Origin of the sequence: Flavivirga aquimarina (assembly GCF_030540835.1) — a bacterium.
Lineage (GTDB): Bacteria > Bacteroidota > Bacteroidia > Flavobacteriales > Flavobacteriaceae > Flavivirga > Flavivirga aquimarina.
On the sequence record NZ_JAUOEK010000173.1, the window covers coordinates 11,708 to 27,226 of the forward strand.

At 31.8% G+C, this 15,519-nt stretch carries 19 protein-coding genes; 6 read left to right on the forward strand and 13 right to left on the reverse strand.

All coding sequences use genetic code 11. The features are described 5' to 3' along the window. Position 1 precedes the first annotated feature (1 nt). Complete coding sequence (locus Q4Q35_RS18615; protein WP_303279533.1) at positions 2 to 1,807, reverse strand: DUF1800 domain-containing protein; 1,806 nt, start codon at positions 1,805 to 1,807, stop codon at positions 2 to 4. Positions 1,808 to 1,982: 175 nt separating this feature from the next. On the opposite strand from Q4Q35_RS18615, the gene Q4Q35_RS18620 reads away from it, so the two are divergent. Next, complete coding sequence (locus tag Q4Q35_RS18620; protein WP_303279534.1) at positions 1,983 to 2,474, forward strand: GNAT family N-acetyltransferase; 492 nt, start codon at positions 1,983 to 1,985, stop codon at positions 2,472 to 2,474. On the opposite strand, the gene Q4Q35_RS18625 is transcribed toward Q4Q35_RS18620, so the two are convergent. From Q4Q35_RS18625 to Q4Q35_RS18635, 3 genes are read right to left on the reverse strand one after another with little or no spacing between them, the layout of a single operon-like run. Next, a complete protein-coding gene (locus Q4Q35_RS18625; RefSeq protein ID WP_303279535.1) occupies positions 2,475 to 2,903 on the reverse strand; it encodes a DUF4268 domain-containing protein in 429 nt (142 codons plus the stop codon). It abuts the gene before it with no gap. Then, on the reverse strand, positions 2,903 to 3,577 hold the full coding sequence (locus tag Q4Q35_RS18630) for a ZIP family metal transporter (RefSeq protein WP_303279536.1): 675 nt from the start codon (positions 3,575 to 3,577) through the stop codon (positions 2,903 to 2,905). The genes Q4Q35_RS18625 and Q4Q35_RS18630 overlap by 1 nt, the downstream gene beginning before the upstream one ends. Positions 3,578 to 3,621: 44 nt before the next feature. Beyond that, on the reverse strand, positions 3,622 to 4,353 hold the full coding sequence (locus Q4Q35_RS18635) for a class I SAM-dependent methyltransferase (RefSeq protein WP_303279537.1): 732 nt from the start codon (positions 4,351 to 4,353) through the stop codon (positions 3,622 to 3,624). 217 nt (positions 4,354 to 4,570) lie between these two features. Between Q4Q35_RS18635 and Q4Q35_RS18640 the strand changes: the two genes are divergently transcribed. After that, complete coding sequence (locus Q4Q35_RS18640; protein ID WP_303279538.1) at positions 4,571 to 5,728, forward strand: THUMP domain-containing class I SAM-dependent RNA methyltransferase; 1,158 nt, start codon at positions 4,571 to 4,573, stop codon at positions 5,726 to 5,728. A gap of 11 nt (positions 5,729 to 5,739) precedes the next feature. Here Q4Q35_RS18640 and Q4Q35_RS18645 read toward each other — a convergent pair whose 3' ends face one another. Both Q4Q35_RS18645 and Q4Q35_RS18650 read right to left on the reverse strand, forming a co-directional pair. Next, positions 5,740 to 7,143, reverse strand: a complete 1,404-nt coding sequence (locus Q4Q35_RS18645) for an AraC family transcriptional regulator (protein ID WP_303279539.1) — start codon at positions 7,141 to 7,143, stop codon at positions 5,740 to 5,742. A gap of 48 nt (positions 7,144 to 7,191) precedes the next feature. Next, positions 7,192 to 7,335: a hypothetical protein gene (locus Q4Q35_RS18650; protein WP_303279540.1), complete on the reverse strand. Its 144-nt coding sequence runs from the start codon at positions 7,333 to 7,335 to the stop codon at positions 7,192 to 7,194. A gap of 169 nt (positions 7,336 to 7,504) precedes the next feature. On the opposite strand from Q4Q35_RS18650, the gene Q4Q35_RS18655 reads away from it, so the two are divergent. Next, on the forward strand, positions 7,505 to 8,512 hold the full coding sequence (locus Q4Q35_RS18655; RefSeq protein ID WP_303279541.1) for a ThuA domain-containing protein: 1,008 nt from the start codon (positions 7,505 to 7,507) through the stop codon (positions 8,510 to 8,512). A 29-nt stretch (positions 8,513 to 8,541) separates the two neighbouring features. On the opposite strand, the gene Q4Q35_RS18660 is transcribed toward Q4Q35_RS18655, so the two are convergent. The 3 genes from Q4Q35_RS18660 to rlmD form a co-directional block, all read right to left on the reverse strand. After that, complete coding sequence (locus Q4Q35_RS18660; RefSeq protein WP_303279542.1) at positions 8,542 to 9,288, reverse strand: DUF6048 family protein; 747 nt, start codon at positions 9,286 to 9,288, stop codon at positions 8,542 to 8,544. Beyond that, positions 9,254 to 9,826, reverse strand: a complete 573-nt coding sequence (locus Q4Q35_RS18665; protein WP_303279543.1) for a DUF6452 family protein — start codon at positions 9,824 to 9,826, stop codon at positions 9,254 to 9,256. The genes Q4Q35_RS18660 and Q4Q35_RS18665 overlap by 35 nt, the downstream gene beginning before the upstream one ends. Before the next feature lie 165 nt (positions 9,827 to 9,991). Beyond that, the gene (gene rlmD / locus Q4Q35_RS18670; RefSeq protein ID WP_303279544.1) at positions 9,992 to 11,404 is read right to left on the reverse strand and encodes a 23S rRNA (uracil(1939)-C(5))-methyltransferase RlmD; all 1,413 of its coding nucleotides are present in this window, start codon (positions 11,402 to 11,404) and stop codon (positions 9,992 to 9,994) included. Positions 11,405 to 11,562: 158 nt separating this feature from the next. Between rlmD and Q4Q35_RS18675 the strand changes: the two genes are divergently transcribed. The 3 genes from Q4Q35_RS18675 to rocD all read left to right on the forward strand — a co-directional run bounded on the left by Q4Q35_RS18675 (position 11,563) and on the right by rocD (position 13,877). Beyond that, a complete protein-coding gene (locus Q4Q35_RS18675; protein ID WP_303279545.1) occupies positions 11,563 to 12,117 on the forward strand; it encodes an RNA polymerase sigma factor in 555 nt (184 codons plus the stop codon). Beyond that, on the forward strand, positions 12,107 to 12,493 hold the full coding sequence (locus Q4Q35_RS18680; RefSeq protein WP_303279546.1) for a DUF6768 family protein: 387 nt from the start codon (positions 12,107 to 12,109) through the stop codon (positions 12,491 to 12,493). Before Q4Q35_RS18675 ends, Q4Q35_RS18680 begins: the two co-directional genes overlap by 11 nt. Before the next feature lie 139 nt (positions 12,494 to 12,632). Further along, entirely contained in the window at positions 12,633 to 13,877 is a 1,245-nt protein-coding gene (gene rocD, locus Q4Q35_RS18685) for an ornithine--oxo-acid transaminase (RefSeq protein ID WP_303279547.1), read from the forward strand. Between the two features lie 82 nt (positions 13,878 to 13,959). Here rocD and Q4Q35_RS18690 read toward each other — a convergent pair whose 3' ends face one another. Genes Q4Q35_RS18690 through Q4Q35_RS18700 form a run of 4 tightly spaced genes read right to left on the reverse strand, consistent with a single transcriptional unit; the run spans position 13,960 to position 15,271 of the window. Next, the gene (locus Q4Q35_RS18690; RefSeq protein ID WP_303279548.1) at positions 13,960 to 14,289 is read right to left on the reverse strand and encodes a CCC motif membrane protein; all 330 of its coding nucleotides are present in this window, start codon (positions 14,287 to 14,289) and stop codon (positions 13,960 to 13,962) included. Positions 14,290 to 14,301: 12 nt separating this feature from the next. After that, positions 14,302 to 14,586, reverse strand: a complete 285-nt coding sequence (locus Q4Q35_RS18695) for a DUF2752 domain-containing protein (RefSeq protein ID WP_303279549.1) — start codon at positions 14,584 to 14,586, stop codon at positions 14,302 to 14,304. A 15-nt stretch (positions 14,587 to 14,601) separates the two neighbouring features. Then, entirely contained in the window at positions 14,602 to 15,021 is a 420-nt protein-coding gene (locus Q4Q35_RS22435; RefSeq protein WP_367892758.1) for a DUF2752 domain-containing protein, read from the reverse strand. Further along, positions 14,999 to 15,271, reverse strand: coding sequence for a CD225/dispanin family protein (locus Q4Q35_RS18700; protein ID WP_303279550.1), 273 nt, complete (start codon positions 15,269 to 15,271; stop codon positions 14,999 to 15,001). Before Q4Q35_RS18700 ends, Q4Q35_RS22435 begins: the two co-directional genes overlap by 23 nt. Positions 15,272 to 15,519 lie beyond the last annotated feature (248 nt).

Here is a 15,519-nt window from a genome sequence, read left to right on the forward strand (position 1 = left end):
ATTATTTTAGTATAACATAATCCGGACTTACTAATATTAAGTAAAGTGCCGTTTTTACACGATTATACATATAATCGGTGTTTTGATTATTTCCCGCTATAGGTTCTACAGCATCAACTATTATTTGTTTTGTTTCGTCTGAAAGTTGTCCGCGTGTAAATAATTTATCTAACATATTTACTAATACTTCACCATCCTTTGCATAATATTTTAATTTCTCAAAATTTAAAGGTGTGTTTTCAAGATCTAAATTCCAGGTACGTAACATAGAGGAATATCTGGGATTGGTCCAATAGTCTACTCGATTTAAATAAGCAATGCTTGTAGCAGAAGTATGTATTTCAAATTCTGGAGCCTTTAAATTAGCACTTGAAAATTCAGAATTTGGAACATACTCTGGAAGGAAAAAATTGAAAACGCTTGGAGACCCTAAAGGTGCTTGGCCTGTATCGTTAAAAAAAGTATAACCTATATTCCAGTTAACACCATTTATGTTATCTAAATCAATTTGTCTAGCAGCATTAAAGTATCTAATCATGGGTTCGATTAATTTACCGCTAGTTGGGTTCTCAACCCAGCTGCAACTTCTTGCTTCTTCATCTAATAAAATGGCTTTAATGACAGCTTTCATATCGCCACGTACCCCTTTGGTGTCATTAAAAACACTACTAACTCTAGATATATAAGCCGGTGATGGGTTCGATTTTACCAGTTGCTGAATTAAACGCAAAGCAATAAAAGGTCCTGTGTTTTTGTGTTTAAACAGGTGGTCTATGGTTGCATCAATATCTTGCATGCCAGATTGTCCAGCAGGTACTACAACCCCGTTCAATAACCTTTTTTCTCCAGGTTCATGCCATTCATCATACATGACCATAGGCATGTCTTTTTTAGCAAAATAAATACCTACGCCAAAATCTGGGGTAATGCCATATTCGTTTTCTTCAACTTCAGGGGTTCCAAGTCCTGTAAATATTTTAGCAAACTCTTTTATATCATCGTTATCGTAGGTTGGAATTCTGTCCCCATTTATATCTAATTCATAGCTGCCATCCTGATTAAGTTCGTATAAACCAATTGTGAATAATTGCATAATCTCTCTTGCAAAATTTTCATCGGGATGAATGTTTCTTTCAGGATCACTTTTAGGATTATTGTAATGACTTAAATAAGCCCCCATCATTGGGTGCATCGTTATTTCCTGTAATAAGTCTTTAAAATTTCCAAAGGCATTATTTTTTAAAACATCGTAATAATCTCCCAGACCTACACCATAGCTACTTAAGTTGGAATCCCATGAGATTACAAAAATTTCACTCAATGCTAAGGTTATTCGTTGCCTTAATAAATCTTCATTTCCAATATTAGACTGCCACCATGCATATTGAAAATGAGGCCAATATGGTCCGTTATAATCATCAGGATCCCCTCCATTAGCAACAAAAATACCAAGAGCCTGATTGTAAATATCATTAACAAGTTGCCCCATTGGAGGAGAATCGATATCAAATTGCGTATCAATCCAATCTTCATATGGGTTTTCAGAAACCGTTTTAATATAATCTAAATTAGTTCCAAAAGTTGCTTGTGCTAAGAACCGGCTTGTTTCTAATAATCGTGCGTCTAGGCCATGTCCGTTAATAGTGTTTTCTGCTTTGGCAGTTTCTGTCCAATCTGTACGATTTTGTTCGCTACTGGAAGTAACAGTGATACCATTGCTATGTCCAGCACCCAAATAATCGTAATGCTCTTGGGAAAAAAAGCAAATAGGAAAGCATAGAAAAAAGGAAAGTAGATGTCTTTTCATTGTGAGATTTTTGGCTTTTACTTTTCAAGTACGAGATTTTTTTTAAGCTGGACTTCGATTATATCTATAAATACAGAAGAAATAAACAATTTTTCGACGAACGGTATGTTTAAAGTGTATTTATATGTAATTGATTTCGTTTTTATCGTTTAATTTGACTATTATTTAACTTTATATGATTGATTTTATTGTTGTTAACACAAAAGAATATTATTCGCAAGTCGCAAAATTGGCAGATGTTATTTGGCGAGAACATTATATTTCTATAGTTGGAAAGCCTCAGGTAGACTATATGCTTAATAAATATCAATCTGCAATTGCAATTGAAGAACAGGTACTAAATGGATTTGAATATTTTTTAGTGACTTATGAGAATAAGCCTATTGGTTATATTTCAATGAAAAAGGAAGTGACTTCATTATTTTTAAGTAAAATTTATGTTTTAAGTAGTTATAGAGGCAAAAAGATAGGTAAAGCTGCTATGTTATTTGTAGAAAGAAAAGCAGCGGAGTATCAATTAAAAAATATCAGACTTACGGTAAATATAAATAATGTAAAAGCTATTAAAGCATATGAGGCATTTGGGTTTGTTAATGTTGGTCCTTTAGTTACAGATATTGGCAGTGGTTTTGTGATGGATGATTATGAAATGGTAAAAACGGTTTAATTAGTACTCAATAACATCTTTATATGCTTCAAAAAAAGCTTCAAATAGATTCATGTTTTTATTGAAAAAAACCATAACATCTTGCCAGGTGTTTTTGTTATGGATAGATACTTTTTGTTCTAAGCGCACATAAATTCTGGAAATTTCTTTTTCGTTATCCAGAAAATAAGTTTCTTCGAAAATAGCATCAGGCAAGAAGTCATCTAAAAGGATAGATTTTAAAGCTTGAAGTTTTTCCCAGTATTTAATTCGGTTTTCAAGATGGTCTTCTAAGTCTAGAGCCACCAAAGCATTTTTGTTGTCGAAATGAAACTTAAAGCTAAAACCTTTTAATTTAGTATCGTATAAAATCCATTTTCGCGGAAATGATTTTCCGAAACTAGTCCAAAATTCTTGCCGTAACTGTCGAGATTCTTCTTTAGAAAACATTATATTAAATAAGCCACAACGATACCCAGAATAATGGCAATAAATTTAGATAAATTGAATTTATGTCCATCGCCGCTTTCAAATAAGATTGTAGTAGAGATGTGGAAAAAGATACCAATAACAATGGCATTAATACTATGTGCATAGTGAGTAACCATTTCAGAAGTGTGTGAAATAACAGTTCCTAAAGGTGTCATACATGCAAAAATAAGTAGAAATATACTTATCTGTATTTTATTGTAATTTGATTGGAATAAAAACATACTAATTATAGTTGCAATGGGTATTTTATGTATTAATACACCATAAACCATATCGTTGTGTTCGTGTATAGCAAAGCCTTCTAAAAAACTATGTATGCATAAACTAATAAATAGTAACCAAGGGAAAGCTGTTTCGTTTTTGTGTATATGTACATGGCCATGTTCTGCACCTTTAGAAAATAACTCTAAAACAATTTGGAGTAAAATACCGCACATAATATAAAGCCCGGTAAGCTTAGTGTCTAAATGATTATAAACTTCGGGCAATAGTTCAAAAAGTGTTAAGGCTAGTAAAAAAGCACCACTAAAAGAAAGAAGGAGTTTGGTGTTCCAAGATTTTTTTGTTTTGGTAAAACTTGCTATAAGCACACCCAAAATAACAGCGTAAAAAGGAAAAAGATAATTATTCATGTATATTAAATACTCAAAAAAGTGGTTTTAATAGCAATTGTTAGCTATTTAAAAATCATTACTAAACGCTCTGATGTTTTAGCATTAAACTTGCGCAATTTATAATCTCCAAAAACATCTAACAAATGTACGTCTGCTTTTTTAAATAGTTTTTTAAAATCATCTAAGGTAAATGCTCTTACTCGTTCTTGAAAATTATAATTTTCATCATCTATTGTAAACGAAATATCTTTTACAATATAACCACCTTCTACGTATCGTTTTAAGTTAAAATTGATACCGTCTACTGTTTTAAATTCTTCTGGTACTAAATTATCAATTACAAATTCACTATTCATAAAATCAATTACTCCAAAACCAAATTCATTCAAATTAGCTTTTATGGCTTTAATAGTGTTTAAGTTGCCTTCATCTTCATCAAAATACCCAAAACTGGTGAATAAATTAAAGACAGCATCAAATTGCTCATTGTAAGGCTTACACATGTCATGAACCTTAAATTGTAAAGTGTCGTTTTCAAATTGCTTGGCGTATTTAATACTATTCTCACTTAAATCTACACCTGTTACATGATATCCTAAAGTATTTAAGTAAACTGCATGTCTTCCTTTTCCACAAGCTAAATCTAAAATAGTTCCAGACTCAGGAATATTTAAATAATGTGTTAGGGTATCCATAAAAGCTTGTGCTTCGGTGTTATCCCTATCTTTATATAAAATATGGTAAAATGGTGTGTCAAACCAAGAAGTATACCAATTTGTTGTATTTGTTATCATATTATTTGTTAGTGGTTTCTTGTACTTTAAATAATACAAGACACTGTTTTATTCTTTAGTAAATAGTAAACTCATAAATATAAAAAATGGCTATACCTTTTCTCTTTAAAAAAGGTATAACTGTCTCCTTAATCTAATTCTTATTAACATAAATTTAACACAAAATTACGCTATTTTTGCAAGCTAATAAAGCTTATATAGTAAGTAGTAGGAAAAAATGGAAGAAAATTTCAAAATGGTAGCCAAAACATTATTTGGTTTTGAAGAATTATTAGCAAACGAACTTACTAAACTTGGAGCTCAAGATGTTAAAAAAGGTGTTCGGAACGTTAGTTTTTCTGGTGATAAAGGTTTTATGTACAAAGCTAATTTAGGTTTACGTACGGCTGTTAAAATCTTAAAACCTATTCATTCATTTATTGTAAATAGCGAAAAAGATTTATATAATAAAATCTATGCTATGGATTGGGACGCTTATTTAAAACCTACTGGAACTTTGGCAATTGATGCTACTATTCATTCCGATTTGTTTTCTCACTCGTTATATATTGCTCAAAAAACAAAAGATGCTATTGTAGATAAGTTTCGTGATACTGCAGGACAGCGACCAAATGTTGATTTAAAATTTCCTGATTTAAAAATTAATGTACATATTGATAGACGCCAATGTACTATTTCTCTAGATTCTTCGGGAGATTCCTTACATAAACGGGGTTATAAAACAGCTACTAACATAGCGCCAATTAATGAGGTATTGGCGGCTGGGTTGATTATGTTATCGGGTTGGGATGGACAAACCGATTTTATGGATCCGATGTGTGGCAGTGGTACCATGTTAATTGAAGCTGCTATGATAGCTTGTAATATTCCACCTAATTTGATGCGTAAAGAATTTGCTTTTGAGCGTTGGCAGGATTGGGATGTAGATTTATTTGAAAAAATAGAGGAATCGCTTCTTAAAAAAACGCGCGATTTTCATTATAAGATCATTGGGTATGATAAGGCGCCTAGTGCCGTTGCAAAAACCAAGGACAATATAAAGAATGCCCAATTAGAAGATTTTATAAGTGTTAAACACGAAGATTTCTTTAAAACCCAAAAGGGAGGCGAAGAAAAGCTACATATGGTATTTAATCCGCCTTATGGTGAGCGTTTAAATATTGATATGCAGCAGTTTTATAAAGATATTGGTGATACTTTAAAACGAAACTATCCAGGAACGGAGGCTTGGTTTATTACCTCTAATCTTGATGCGCTTAAACATGTGGGCTTACGACCTTCTCGAAAAATACAGTTGTTTAATGCTAAGCTAGAATCTCGTTTGGTTAAATATGTTATGTACGAAGGCAGTAAGAAGGGGAAATATATGAAATAAGGCGTTAATTTTTAAACGTCGAGAACATCTACAATATCTCTGATGAATTTCATGGTTTCCGTTTCGATATGTTGACTTAACGCATCAAAATTATTGAAATCAGGGTTTTTCATTATTATATGATCAACAATCGAAAATCCTTCCATAGTGTCGGGGATATGATATTTATTCCAATCACTGTCTCTAAATATATCCCAGTACTTTTTTTGAATTTGCCTGTTTCGTCCTGCTAAACAAATCTCGAATTGCATTTTTGCATGATTAAAAATAATAACGATTTTTAACTTTTGGTTTTTCAACGCGATTGGAGTAAAAGGAAAGAATGAAAAATCCATATTTCCTTGATAAACACTTCCTATTTTATAATCGATAGGGTATGTTTTTATAAAGTGCGTTCTTAACCTTTTTATATATGTTAGTAATTTTTTATAATCTTTTTGTATATCTCCTTTTTTGATTTGTTTTCTATAATGTGTTAAGTTACCATTATTGACTTGTTTTGTGTTTTTAAGATAGTTATTAGGTTTTTTAATAGGAATACAGATATCTACTATAAACTTGTGTTCAGGGTGCGTTCTATTGTCATTGTGATATAGTTCGAAATAATGACCGTCTTCAAATTCATATCCATTTTCTGCTATCCAAACACATATACTATTCCAGGCTTTTGAAAAAGATTCTGGAGCTATTTCAAACGAACCTACAACATAAAAACCTTTTTGAATACGAACTTGCTTTACGTCTCCTTCTACTTTAACATCTTCATTTGTTGTAAAGCAAGTACTTAATCGTACTTTGTCTTCATTAGTAACTTTGGGGTTGTCATGATAAACGGTTACTGCTTTTAGGTTTTTCGAATTTATAAGATTTTTTGATGTCATCCATTTTAACAGTTTCTCATAAGTACTACCAACTTTATCAAATTCACCAATATGGGTCATCCCGATTAACTTCATTTCTGGAAGTTCTTTTATTTCTATTTGTCCATTCATTTTAATCCAATTTAAGGTATTATCAATTTGACAAATATATTTCTCAACCGATGTTATGTCTACACCAATCTTGCTAATTTCACCTTTATGTTTAAACTCCATGGGGCTTATACCATAAAATTTTTTAAATGCTCTTGAAAAGGAATTACCACTACTAAAACCATATTTAAAGGCTAGTTCGGATATAGATTTAGTAGTCCCAACTAGCAAAATAGCTGCAACTCTTTCTATTCTTTTTCTGTTAAGAAATGAGTTAACAGTTTCGCCGGTTATAAATGAGAAAAGTCTATGAAAATGGAAGGGAGAATAACAAGCTTTTTTTGATAATAGCTCAAGCGATAATTCTTTATCTAAATTATTTTCAATATAATCAATAGCTATATTAATTCTTTTTATATATGTTTTCTTTGTATTATTATTCATTTTCCATTTATTGCTAATAAATTAGATATAGAACTCATTTAAACTTTTTCAATTTGCTAAAAAATTGTTGTTTTCAACTCTGTTTTTGTCTTTTTTTCCTTCCGTAACTCTGCTATGCAACTCAAAAAAGCCTTCAACAGAACTAAAAACTTCTAATTTTCGCTTAAATCCAAAAAGTTTAAACGAGTTCATAATATAAATATGAAATAACATTTAAGACTTATTTTCAAACATAAGTTAAAAACTTTATATTTTGTAAAGGGCAGAAATATTTTTGTGGCTTTTCTTCTTTTAAATTCTTAATGGTGTTTTTATTTAAGAATTGTATATTTAGTCAAAATTTATAATTAATCATTGTTTTATGTTCAAAATTCAAAAACCTTTCGTGCTTTGTGCTATTGCTTTAATGTTTGTATCAAGTTTGTCAGGGTGTGAAGCGCCTCAAAAACCAAAACTAAAAGCATTAATTATTGATGGTGAAAATAGTCATGGTGTATGGCCAAAAACGACGGTGATGATGAAAAGTTATTTAGAAGAAACTGGGTTGTTTGAAGTCGATGTTGCGCGTACTACTTATACTTGGCAGGGACCACATTATAATAAAACTTTAGGGGTTGATGACATAAAAGAGCTTTTAGATTTATATCCAATTGAATCTGCTAAACAACATATAGCGGTTGATACCCCAAAACCAGATGAAAATTACAGCCCTAATTTTGAAGCTTATGATGTGGTGATTTCTAATTTTGGCTGGAAAGCATCAGATTGGAATGAGGCTACCAAAACCAATTTTGAAGCTTATATGAAAAATGGTGGTGGATTAGTAGTTGTTCATGCTGCTGATAATTCTTGGGGTACTTGGAAAGCATTTAATACTATGACCGGAATTGGCGGTTGGGGAGGTAGAGACGAGAATAGCGGTCCTTATATTTATTATGATGGCACAGGTTCTGTAAAACGAGATACGACTGCTGGTAAAGGAGGCTCACATGGCGCACAAAAAGAATTTGTTATTGACATTCGTGAACCTGAACATCCTGTTATGAAAGGTTTACCAAAATCTTGGATGCACGCTAAAGATGAATTGTATGAAAAGTTAAGAGGCCCAGCTGAAAACGTTACTATTTTAGCTACAGGACTTGGGAGAGAAGATAATAGACATGAGCCTCTTTTAATGGCTATAAATTACGGACAAGGTAGAACGTTTCACACGACGCTTGGTCATATGGATTATTCTATGGAATGTGTAGGGTTTATAACAACACTTCAACGTGGTGCAGAATGGGCGGCGACAGGTAAAGTAACTCAAAGTGTTCCTGAAGATTTTCCTACTGAAAATGCAATAAGCATTAGAAAATTTATGAAATAGGTTTTGTACTAATTGTTCTAAAAGAATAGTTATTTGTCTTTCTTATAAAGCGGAATGCGATAAGATAAAGCATAGCTATATCCAACACCAATACCGCTACTGTCATAAGTTTTTTGAAACCCCGGAACATAAACGTTTTCAAAATTATCGGGAATGGTTTCACTGGCCATTATTTTAAGCTGTACATTTAAACCAATATATAAATTATTGAATAATTCTGCTTTTAAACCTAAAATGAGTTCTGCCCAAAAAGCTGTTAAACTACTAAACTCCTGTTTGTCATTTGAAGAAAATTGAGGTTCCCAGTATTGATCCGTACTATAAACAGTAAAGCTGTTTAAATCGTGGCTAAAGGAGCTTGCTCCAACGCGAAAACCGGAATAAATCATGTTATCCATATTTAACCAGTTTTGATACATGTTATAATCTATACCAGCTTTAATATAAGATCCTTTAGTTGTAATATCTAAAGTTGTAATATCTAAATACTCATTAACAGTATTTTTTTCCTCAAAACCAATTTCACCGGCGATATACAGGCGTTGTTTTAGCCTGTAATCTGCTGTAATTTCAAATCCACTATACTCATCGTCTAAAAACGAACGAATTAGTTTACCTATATCGCCACCTACTCGAAGGCCATACTTTAATTTTACTTTTATGGAGTCTTTTGGAGTACTAGCTATACTATCGTTTTGCGCATTTACAGATATACACAAAAGGAGTATACAAGTAAAACTACTAATGAGATATGGTAAAGTGCGCTGCTGTTTCATCTTCTACAGATTGGTTATCGTTTACGGGTTGTCTGGACAGTATCCATGGGTCTGTGTCACTTGTATCTAGGTTAAGTGTCACGTTTTTAAAAATAGTTTTATAGCCGCAAGCTCTCGATACATAAACTTCTTCACGACTGTAATTGATAGTAATTGTATCGTAATTACCTTCAATATAATCATCGGTTAAATCATCAGGTGTATCATTATCGTTTATTGTAGCATCTTTAATAAGGGTGTATTGTGTGGTGTTTTCATCTGTTTTTAATGGTAGAATAAACTCATCTGTATCATCAAAATTATAATCAGATAAAATAAATTCATTGTAGGCATCTAGTGGGTCAGGTAAATTAAATTCCTCGTCAATTCCTATAACAACCACATCAAAAACAAATTTTATGTCATCAGGGCTACTAGCATCATAAAGATCAATAATTAGCCTTGGAGTAGTAGGTGTACTTTCAGGACAAATATCGTCGCGTTCACAACTAAAATAGCATATTATTATGGCGATTAGTATTAGGCTTCTTTTTCTCATCAATCCTTTTTCTATGTGTTTGCTTATTTATCAATTAAAGTTAGGATCCTTAAAGAACTTAACATACCTGTTGTTCTTTCAATTTTATTTCTGACTAATATATAATCATTTTTAGAAATGAGATCCAATTCTTTTTAAAATTATTAATTGATTTAACAATATTATTTATCGCTTTTCAAGTAGCACTACATTTTCTACATGAAACGTTTGTGGAAACATGTCTACTGCTTGGGTTTTTGTTACTTTATAAGTGGTATCCATTAAAGCTAAATCCCTAGCCTGGGTAGCACTATTGCAACTTACATATACTACTTTTTTAGGAGCAATGTTCAATATTTGTTGCACGACATCTTTATGCATACCATCACGTGGCGGATCGGTTATAATAATATCCGGTTGTCCGTGTGTTTGAATAAAGGCATCGTTGAAAACCTGTTTCATGTCACCAACATAGAATTCAACGTTATTTATATTATTTAATTGTGCATTTTCTTTTGCAGCCGTTATGGCATCCGGAACAGATTCTACACCTATAACTTTGCTGGCTTTTTTTGCAACGAACTGAGCTATGGTTCCGGTACCAGTGTATAAATCGTAAACAAGCTCATCTCCAGTTAATTCTGCAAAATCTCTTGTGATTTGATATAACTCAAAAGCTTGGTCGGAATTAGTTTGATAAAATGATTTGGCATTGATTTTAAATTTCAAACCTTCCATTTCTTCAAAAATATGATCTGCACCTTTGTAGCAAATGACTTCTTGGTCGTAAATAGTATCATTTGCTTTTCCGTTAACAACATATTGTAATGAGGTTATTTGTGGAAATGTGTCAGCTATATAATCCAGTAATAATTCACGTTTAGTTTTGTCTTCTTTAAAAAACTGAATGACTACCATGATATCTCCCGTACTGGATGTGCGAACCATCATAGTTCTTAACAGGCCTGTTTGATTTCGCGTGTTGAAAAATTCAAATTCATTTTCGATAGCAAATCGCTTAACAGCATTTCTAATGGTGTTAGAAGGATCTGTTTGTAAATGACACTTTTTTATATCCAGAATTTTATCCCACATGCCCGGAATATGAAAGCCTAGAGCATTTCTATCGCCCAAATCATCATCAGATTGTACTTCTTCTATGGTTAACCAACGACTGTCACTAAAAGAAAATTCCATTTTATTTCTATAGAAATATTGATTTGAAGACCCTAGAATAGGGGTGACTTCAGGAAGTTCGATATGCCCAATACGTGTTAAGTTATTAGTGACTTCTTTTTGTTTGTAAAACAATTGATGCTCGTAAGCCATGTTTTGCCATTTACAGCCTCCACAAGTTCCAAAATGCTCACACTCAGGTTTTGTTCTTTTATCTGATAATTTATGAAACACTGTGGCTTTGCCTTCGTAATAAGCTTTTCGTTTTTTATAGGTTTGTACATCAATTATATCACCAGGCACTGCATTTGACAAAAAGATCACTTTACCATCTGGGGCTTTTGCTATCGTTTTACCTTTGGCACCGGCATCAATAACTTCAATTTGCTCAAAAACTTGTTTTTTTGCTTTTCTTCTAGACATGCTGCAAAAATAATAATAGCAACAAATAAATATGGTTTTATTTCCATTAACTTTAGGAGATTTTAGCGAAAGTTTATTTGGAACGATTGGATATATATAAATAAAAATGAACCTTTTTGTTCTATTACAGTCTTTAAAGTATAAGTTGCCTGGCAAGAATGGATAGTAAACAACGAAAAATAGACAAACAACTGGTTTTAGAGTACCAATCTGGTAATAAAAAAGCCCTTGTGTTTTTAGTAAAACGGTGGCATAAATTATTTTGCGAGAAAGCATTTTATATTTTAAAGGATGCAGATACCGCTAAGGATGTTACTCAAGATTGTTGGAATGTTATCATGGATAAAATATGTGATTTAAAGAATCCTGAGAGTTTTGGAAGCTGGGGCATGCGTATTGTGTATACTAAGTCTTTGGATACCATTAAAGCAAAAAACAGAAGCAGAAATGTACTGGAAAGTTATAAAGAAGAACAAGGTTTAACAGATGTCGAAGAGGAAAATAGAGAACAATTAAAAATGATGCTTTTAAAAGCGATTAAAGAACTTCCTCAAAATCAGCACACAGTAATCAAGTTATTTTATGTTGAGGATTATTCATTAAAAGAAATAAGTGATATTTTAAATATATCTGTAGGAACTGCAAAATCAAGACTTTTCAACGCCAGAGAAAAATTAAAATTAATATTAAAAAACAAAAATTATGAAAAATAAAATGGAAGATATAGATAAATTAATTAAAGAAACTTTAACAGAAGAAGAAGCTAAGTTTTATGATAAATTGGATGAACAAAATGTGTTTCAAATGGTAGGTGGGTTATTTCAAGGAAGAAATAAATGGATTATGTATTTAATGAATATCATGACTTTAATCTTATTTTCTTTTTTTGTGTATTGTACTGTTCAGTTTTTTAATACAGATATTACAAATGAAATGATTAAATGGGGATTGGGAAGTGTCGTATTTTTGTTGGGAGTGAGCATGTTAAAGGTTTTTGCCTGGATGCAAATGGATAAAAATGCAATTATTAGAGAAATTAAAAGATTAGAATTGCAGGTTTCATCACTTTCCAGCAGAATGTCTGAATAAGGTTTTATAATACAGTTGATATTTGTTAACTTTGTACTTCTATCCAGGGATGATTTCTCTCCCACGCTGAATTTTCGTGTCTTCGAAAGAATAAAGGTACAGTAGGAATTGCATATTTTTTATACTTAATTTTTTTAAAATGGCAATTTTAGATCAACAAACATCACAACAATTAATTGAATTGGAAAACAGGTATGGAGCGCATAATTACCATCCTTTACCTGTAGTATTAAGTAGGGGAGAAGGCGTCTATGTATGGGACGTAGATGGAAAGCAATATTATGATTTTCTTTCGGCTTATTCGGCGGTTAACCAAGGACATTGTCATCCAAAAATTGTTAATGCTATGATGCAACAGGCACAAACATTAACCTTAACGTCAAGAGCATTTCATAATGATATGCTTGGCAAATATGAGAAATTTGCTTGCGAGTTTTTTGGGTTCGATAAGTTATTACCAATGAATACGGGAGCAGAAGCAGTTGAGACTGCTTTAAAATTATGTAGAAAATGGGCTTATGAAGTAAAAGGCATTGACGAAAATAAAGCTGAGATTATTGTGTGCGAAAACAATTTTCACGGTCGTACTACAACTATTATTTCATTTTCTAATGATCCTGTTGCCCGTCAAAATTTTGGTCCCTTTACTAATGGGTTTATTAAAATAGAATACGATAATCTTAATGCATTAGAGTCTACTTTACAAAATAACCCAAATGTTGCTGGCTTTTTAGTAGAACCTATACAGGGAGAAGCTGGCGTTTATGTTCCTAGTGAAGGGTATTTAACAAAAGCAAAATCACTTTGTGAGCAATATAATGTTTTATTTATTGCAGATGAGGTACAGACTGGCATTGCCAGAACAGGCAAATTATTAGCCGTTAACTATGAAAATGTAATACCAGACATTTTAATTTTAGGTAAAGCCATGAGCGGTGGTGTGTATCCGGTATCTGCCGTCTTAGCTAATAATGCGATTATGAACGTTATTAAGCCCGGTAATCATGGAAGTACTTTTGGAGGAAACCCTATAGCGGCAGCAGTAGCTATAGCTGCTCTCGAAGTTGTTAGAGATGAAGGTTTAGCCGAAAATGCCGAAATATTAGGAAATATATTTAGAGAAGAATTAAATAAATATATTGAAACCAGTAATATAGTGAACTTAGTTAGGGGAAAAGGTTTGCTTAATGCCATTCTTATAAATGATGATGAAGAAAGTGAAACGGCATGGAATATTTGTTTGGCATTAAGAGATCATGGATTGCTGGCAAAGCCTACACATGGAAATATTATACGTTTTGCGCCACCATTAGTAATGAATGAAGAACAATTATTGGATTGTGTTAACATTATTATAAAAACGCTTAAACAATTTGAGAAATAGATTTTTGATAATGAAATAACAAAAGAAGATATTAAAGAAAAAGCGCCCAATAGGCGCTTTTTTATATTCTGGATATATAATATTATTGATTTTGTTGTATTTGTTCCATAATCTCCTGAATCTTTTGCATAAGCTCATCCCAGCCTACAGTAGATATTGTATATATGGTCTTTATTAAATACAGAAGGTTTATTATTAATATTACCAAAGCTACAATTTTAGCTGTATCCATAGCTTTGATACTGTTGGCATCATAGTTTTCCGGATTAAGCTTTGCCTCTTTTAATTTGTTGATTGCGATTATAAGTGCAATGCCCGCAAAAATAAATCCTAACCCACCAATACAGCAGCATAATAATCCTAAAATAGCAAGTACGTAAACGATTGTTGGGTTGAGTTTTTGTTGTTCCATGTGTAAGGTGGTTTAATTGATTATTTTTATAATATAACTTATTATAATTATTGCTATGGTTATTATAGCTAATGCCCCAATAATTCTATTGGAGTGTTTAAATTTAAAGAAAATATTTATTCCTATGCAGACAAAGAGTATAATTAAGCTATAAACGGCAGGGTACATATAAAAAGCATCTGCAAATTGGCCTTTAAAGATTAGAACAATAGATCTTTGCAAACCACAACCCATGCATTCTATACCTAAAAGTTTTTTGTTTAGGCATGGTAACATATAATCGTCTACAGTTTGCATGAATAATAAATGGTTTTATGGTGCTAAAATAGTAAAAGGATATAAATTGATATTTCTTAATATCCAAAATAAAATGACTACAATTAATATAGTATAAGTCGTTTTCGATTTATGTAAAAGGTTCTTATAAGTTCTTTTAAAAACTATTCCAAATAGTTTAATTAAAGCATCGTATAGCATAACCAATGCTAATAGAATAATTAAAAAATTGTGCTTAAGGCCTTCAAAAAAATGTCCTTGAAGCAATTGATGTGTCGCTCTTTGACTACCACAACCCGGACAATATATTCCAGTTAAAGAATAAAAAGGGCACTTAGGAAAAAACCAAGATTCCGAAGGATTGTAATGATAGTATAAATATGAAATAAAAATAAATGTTATTACAACTAATATAATAACAAAAGGTTTTATTTTATTGAGCACTTCCAATCGCACCTAAAAATGCTACTCCGAAAATAAGTAAATAGATTACCCACCCAAAAAGAGCAATTCCAACAGAGACTAACCCCCATATTTTTGCATTTTTTGATGCTTTGTTGGCTTCATCGTATTTTCCATCTTCATACATGCTATTTACTTTTGTAGCATAAATAATACTAACTATTCCTGTAGGTAAACAACATAAAATGGTACTTATAATGGCTAGGGCTAAATAACTGCTGGGTCTAGGTGGTTTGTTTTCCATAAAATTTAAAAATTTGTAAAATAATTTTAAATATATGAAAAATGATCAAGATAGAAGCATAAATGGCTCTATATGAGGTGATGAACCCATCTTGACTTTTTCTATTTCCTAAAACCTGCCGGCAGGCAGGAACGGCTAAAATTCGCCCATATTTCGTTACTTTTTTTATGCTTAGCGATGCTATGCTTTTCAAAAAGTATCTCATCTGAACAAATTTTACCTCATTTTCGGTTAAAAACAAAAAGTCA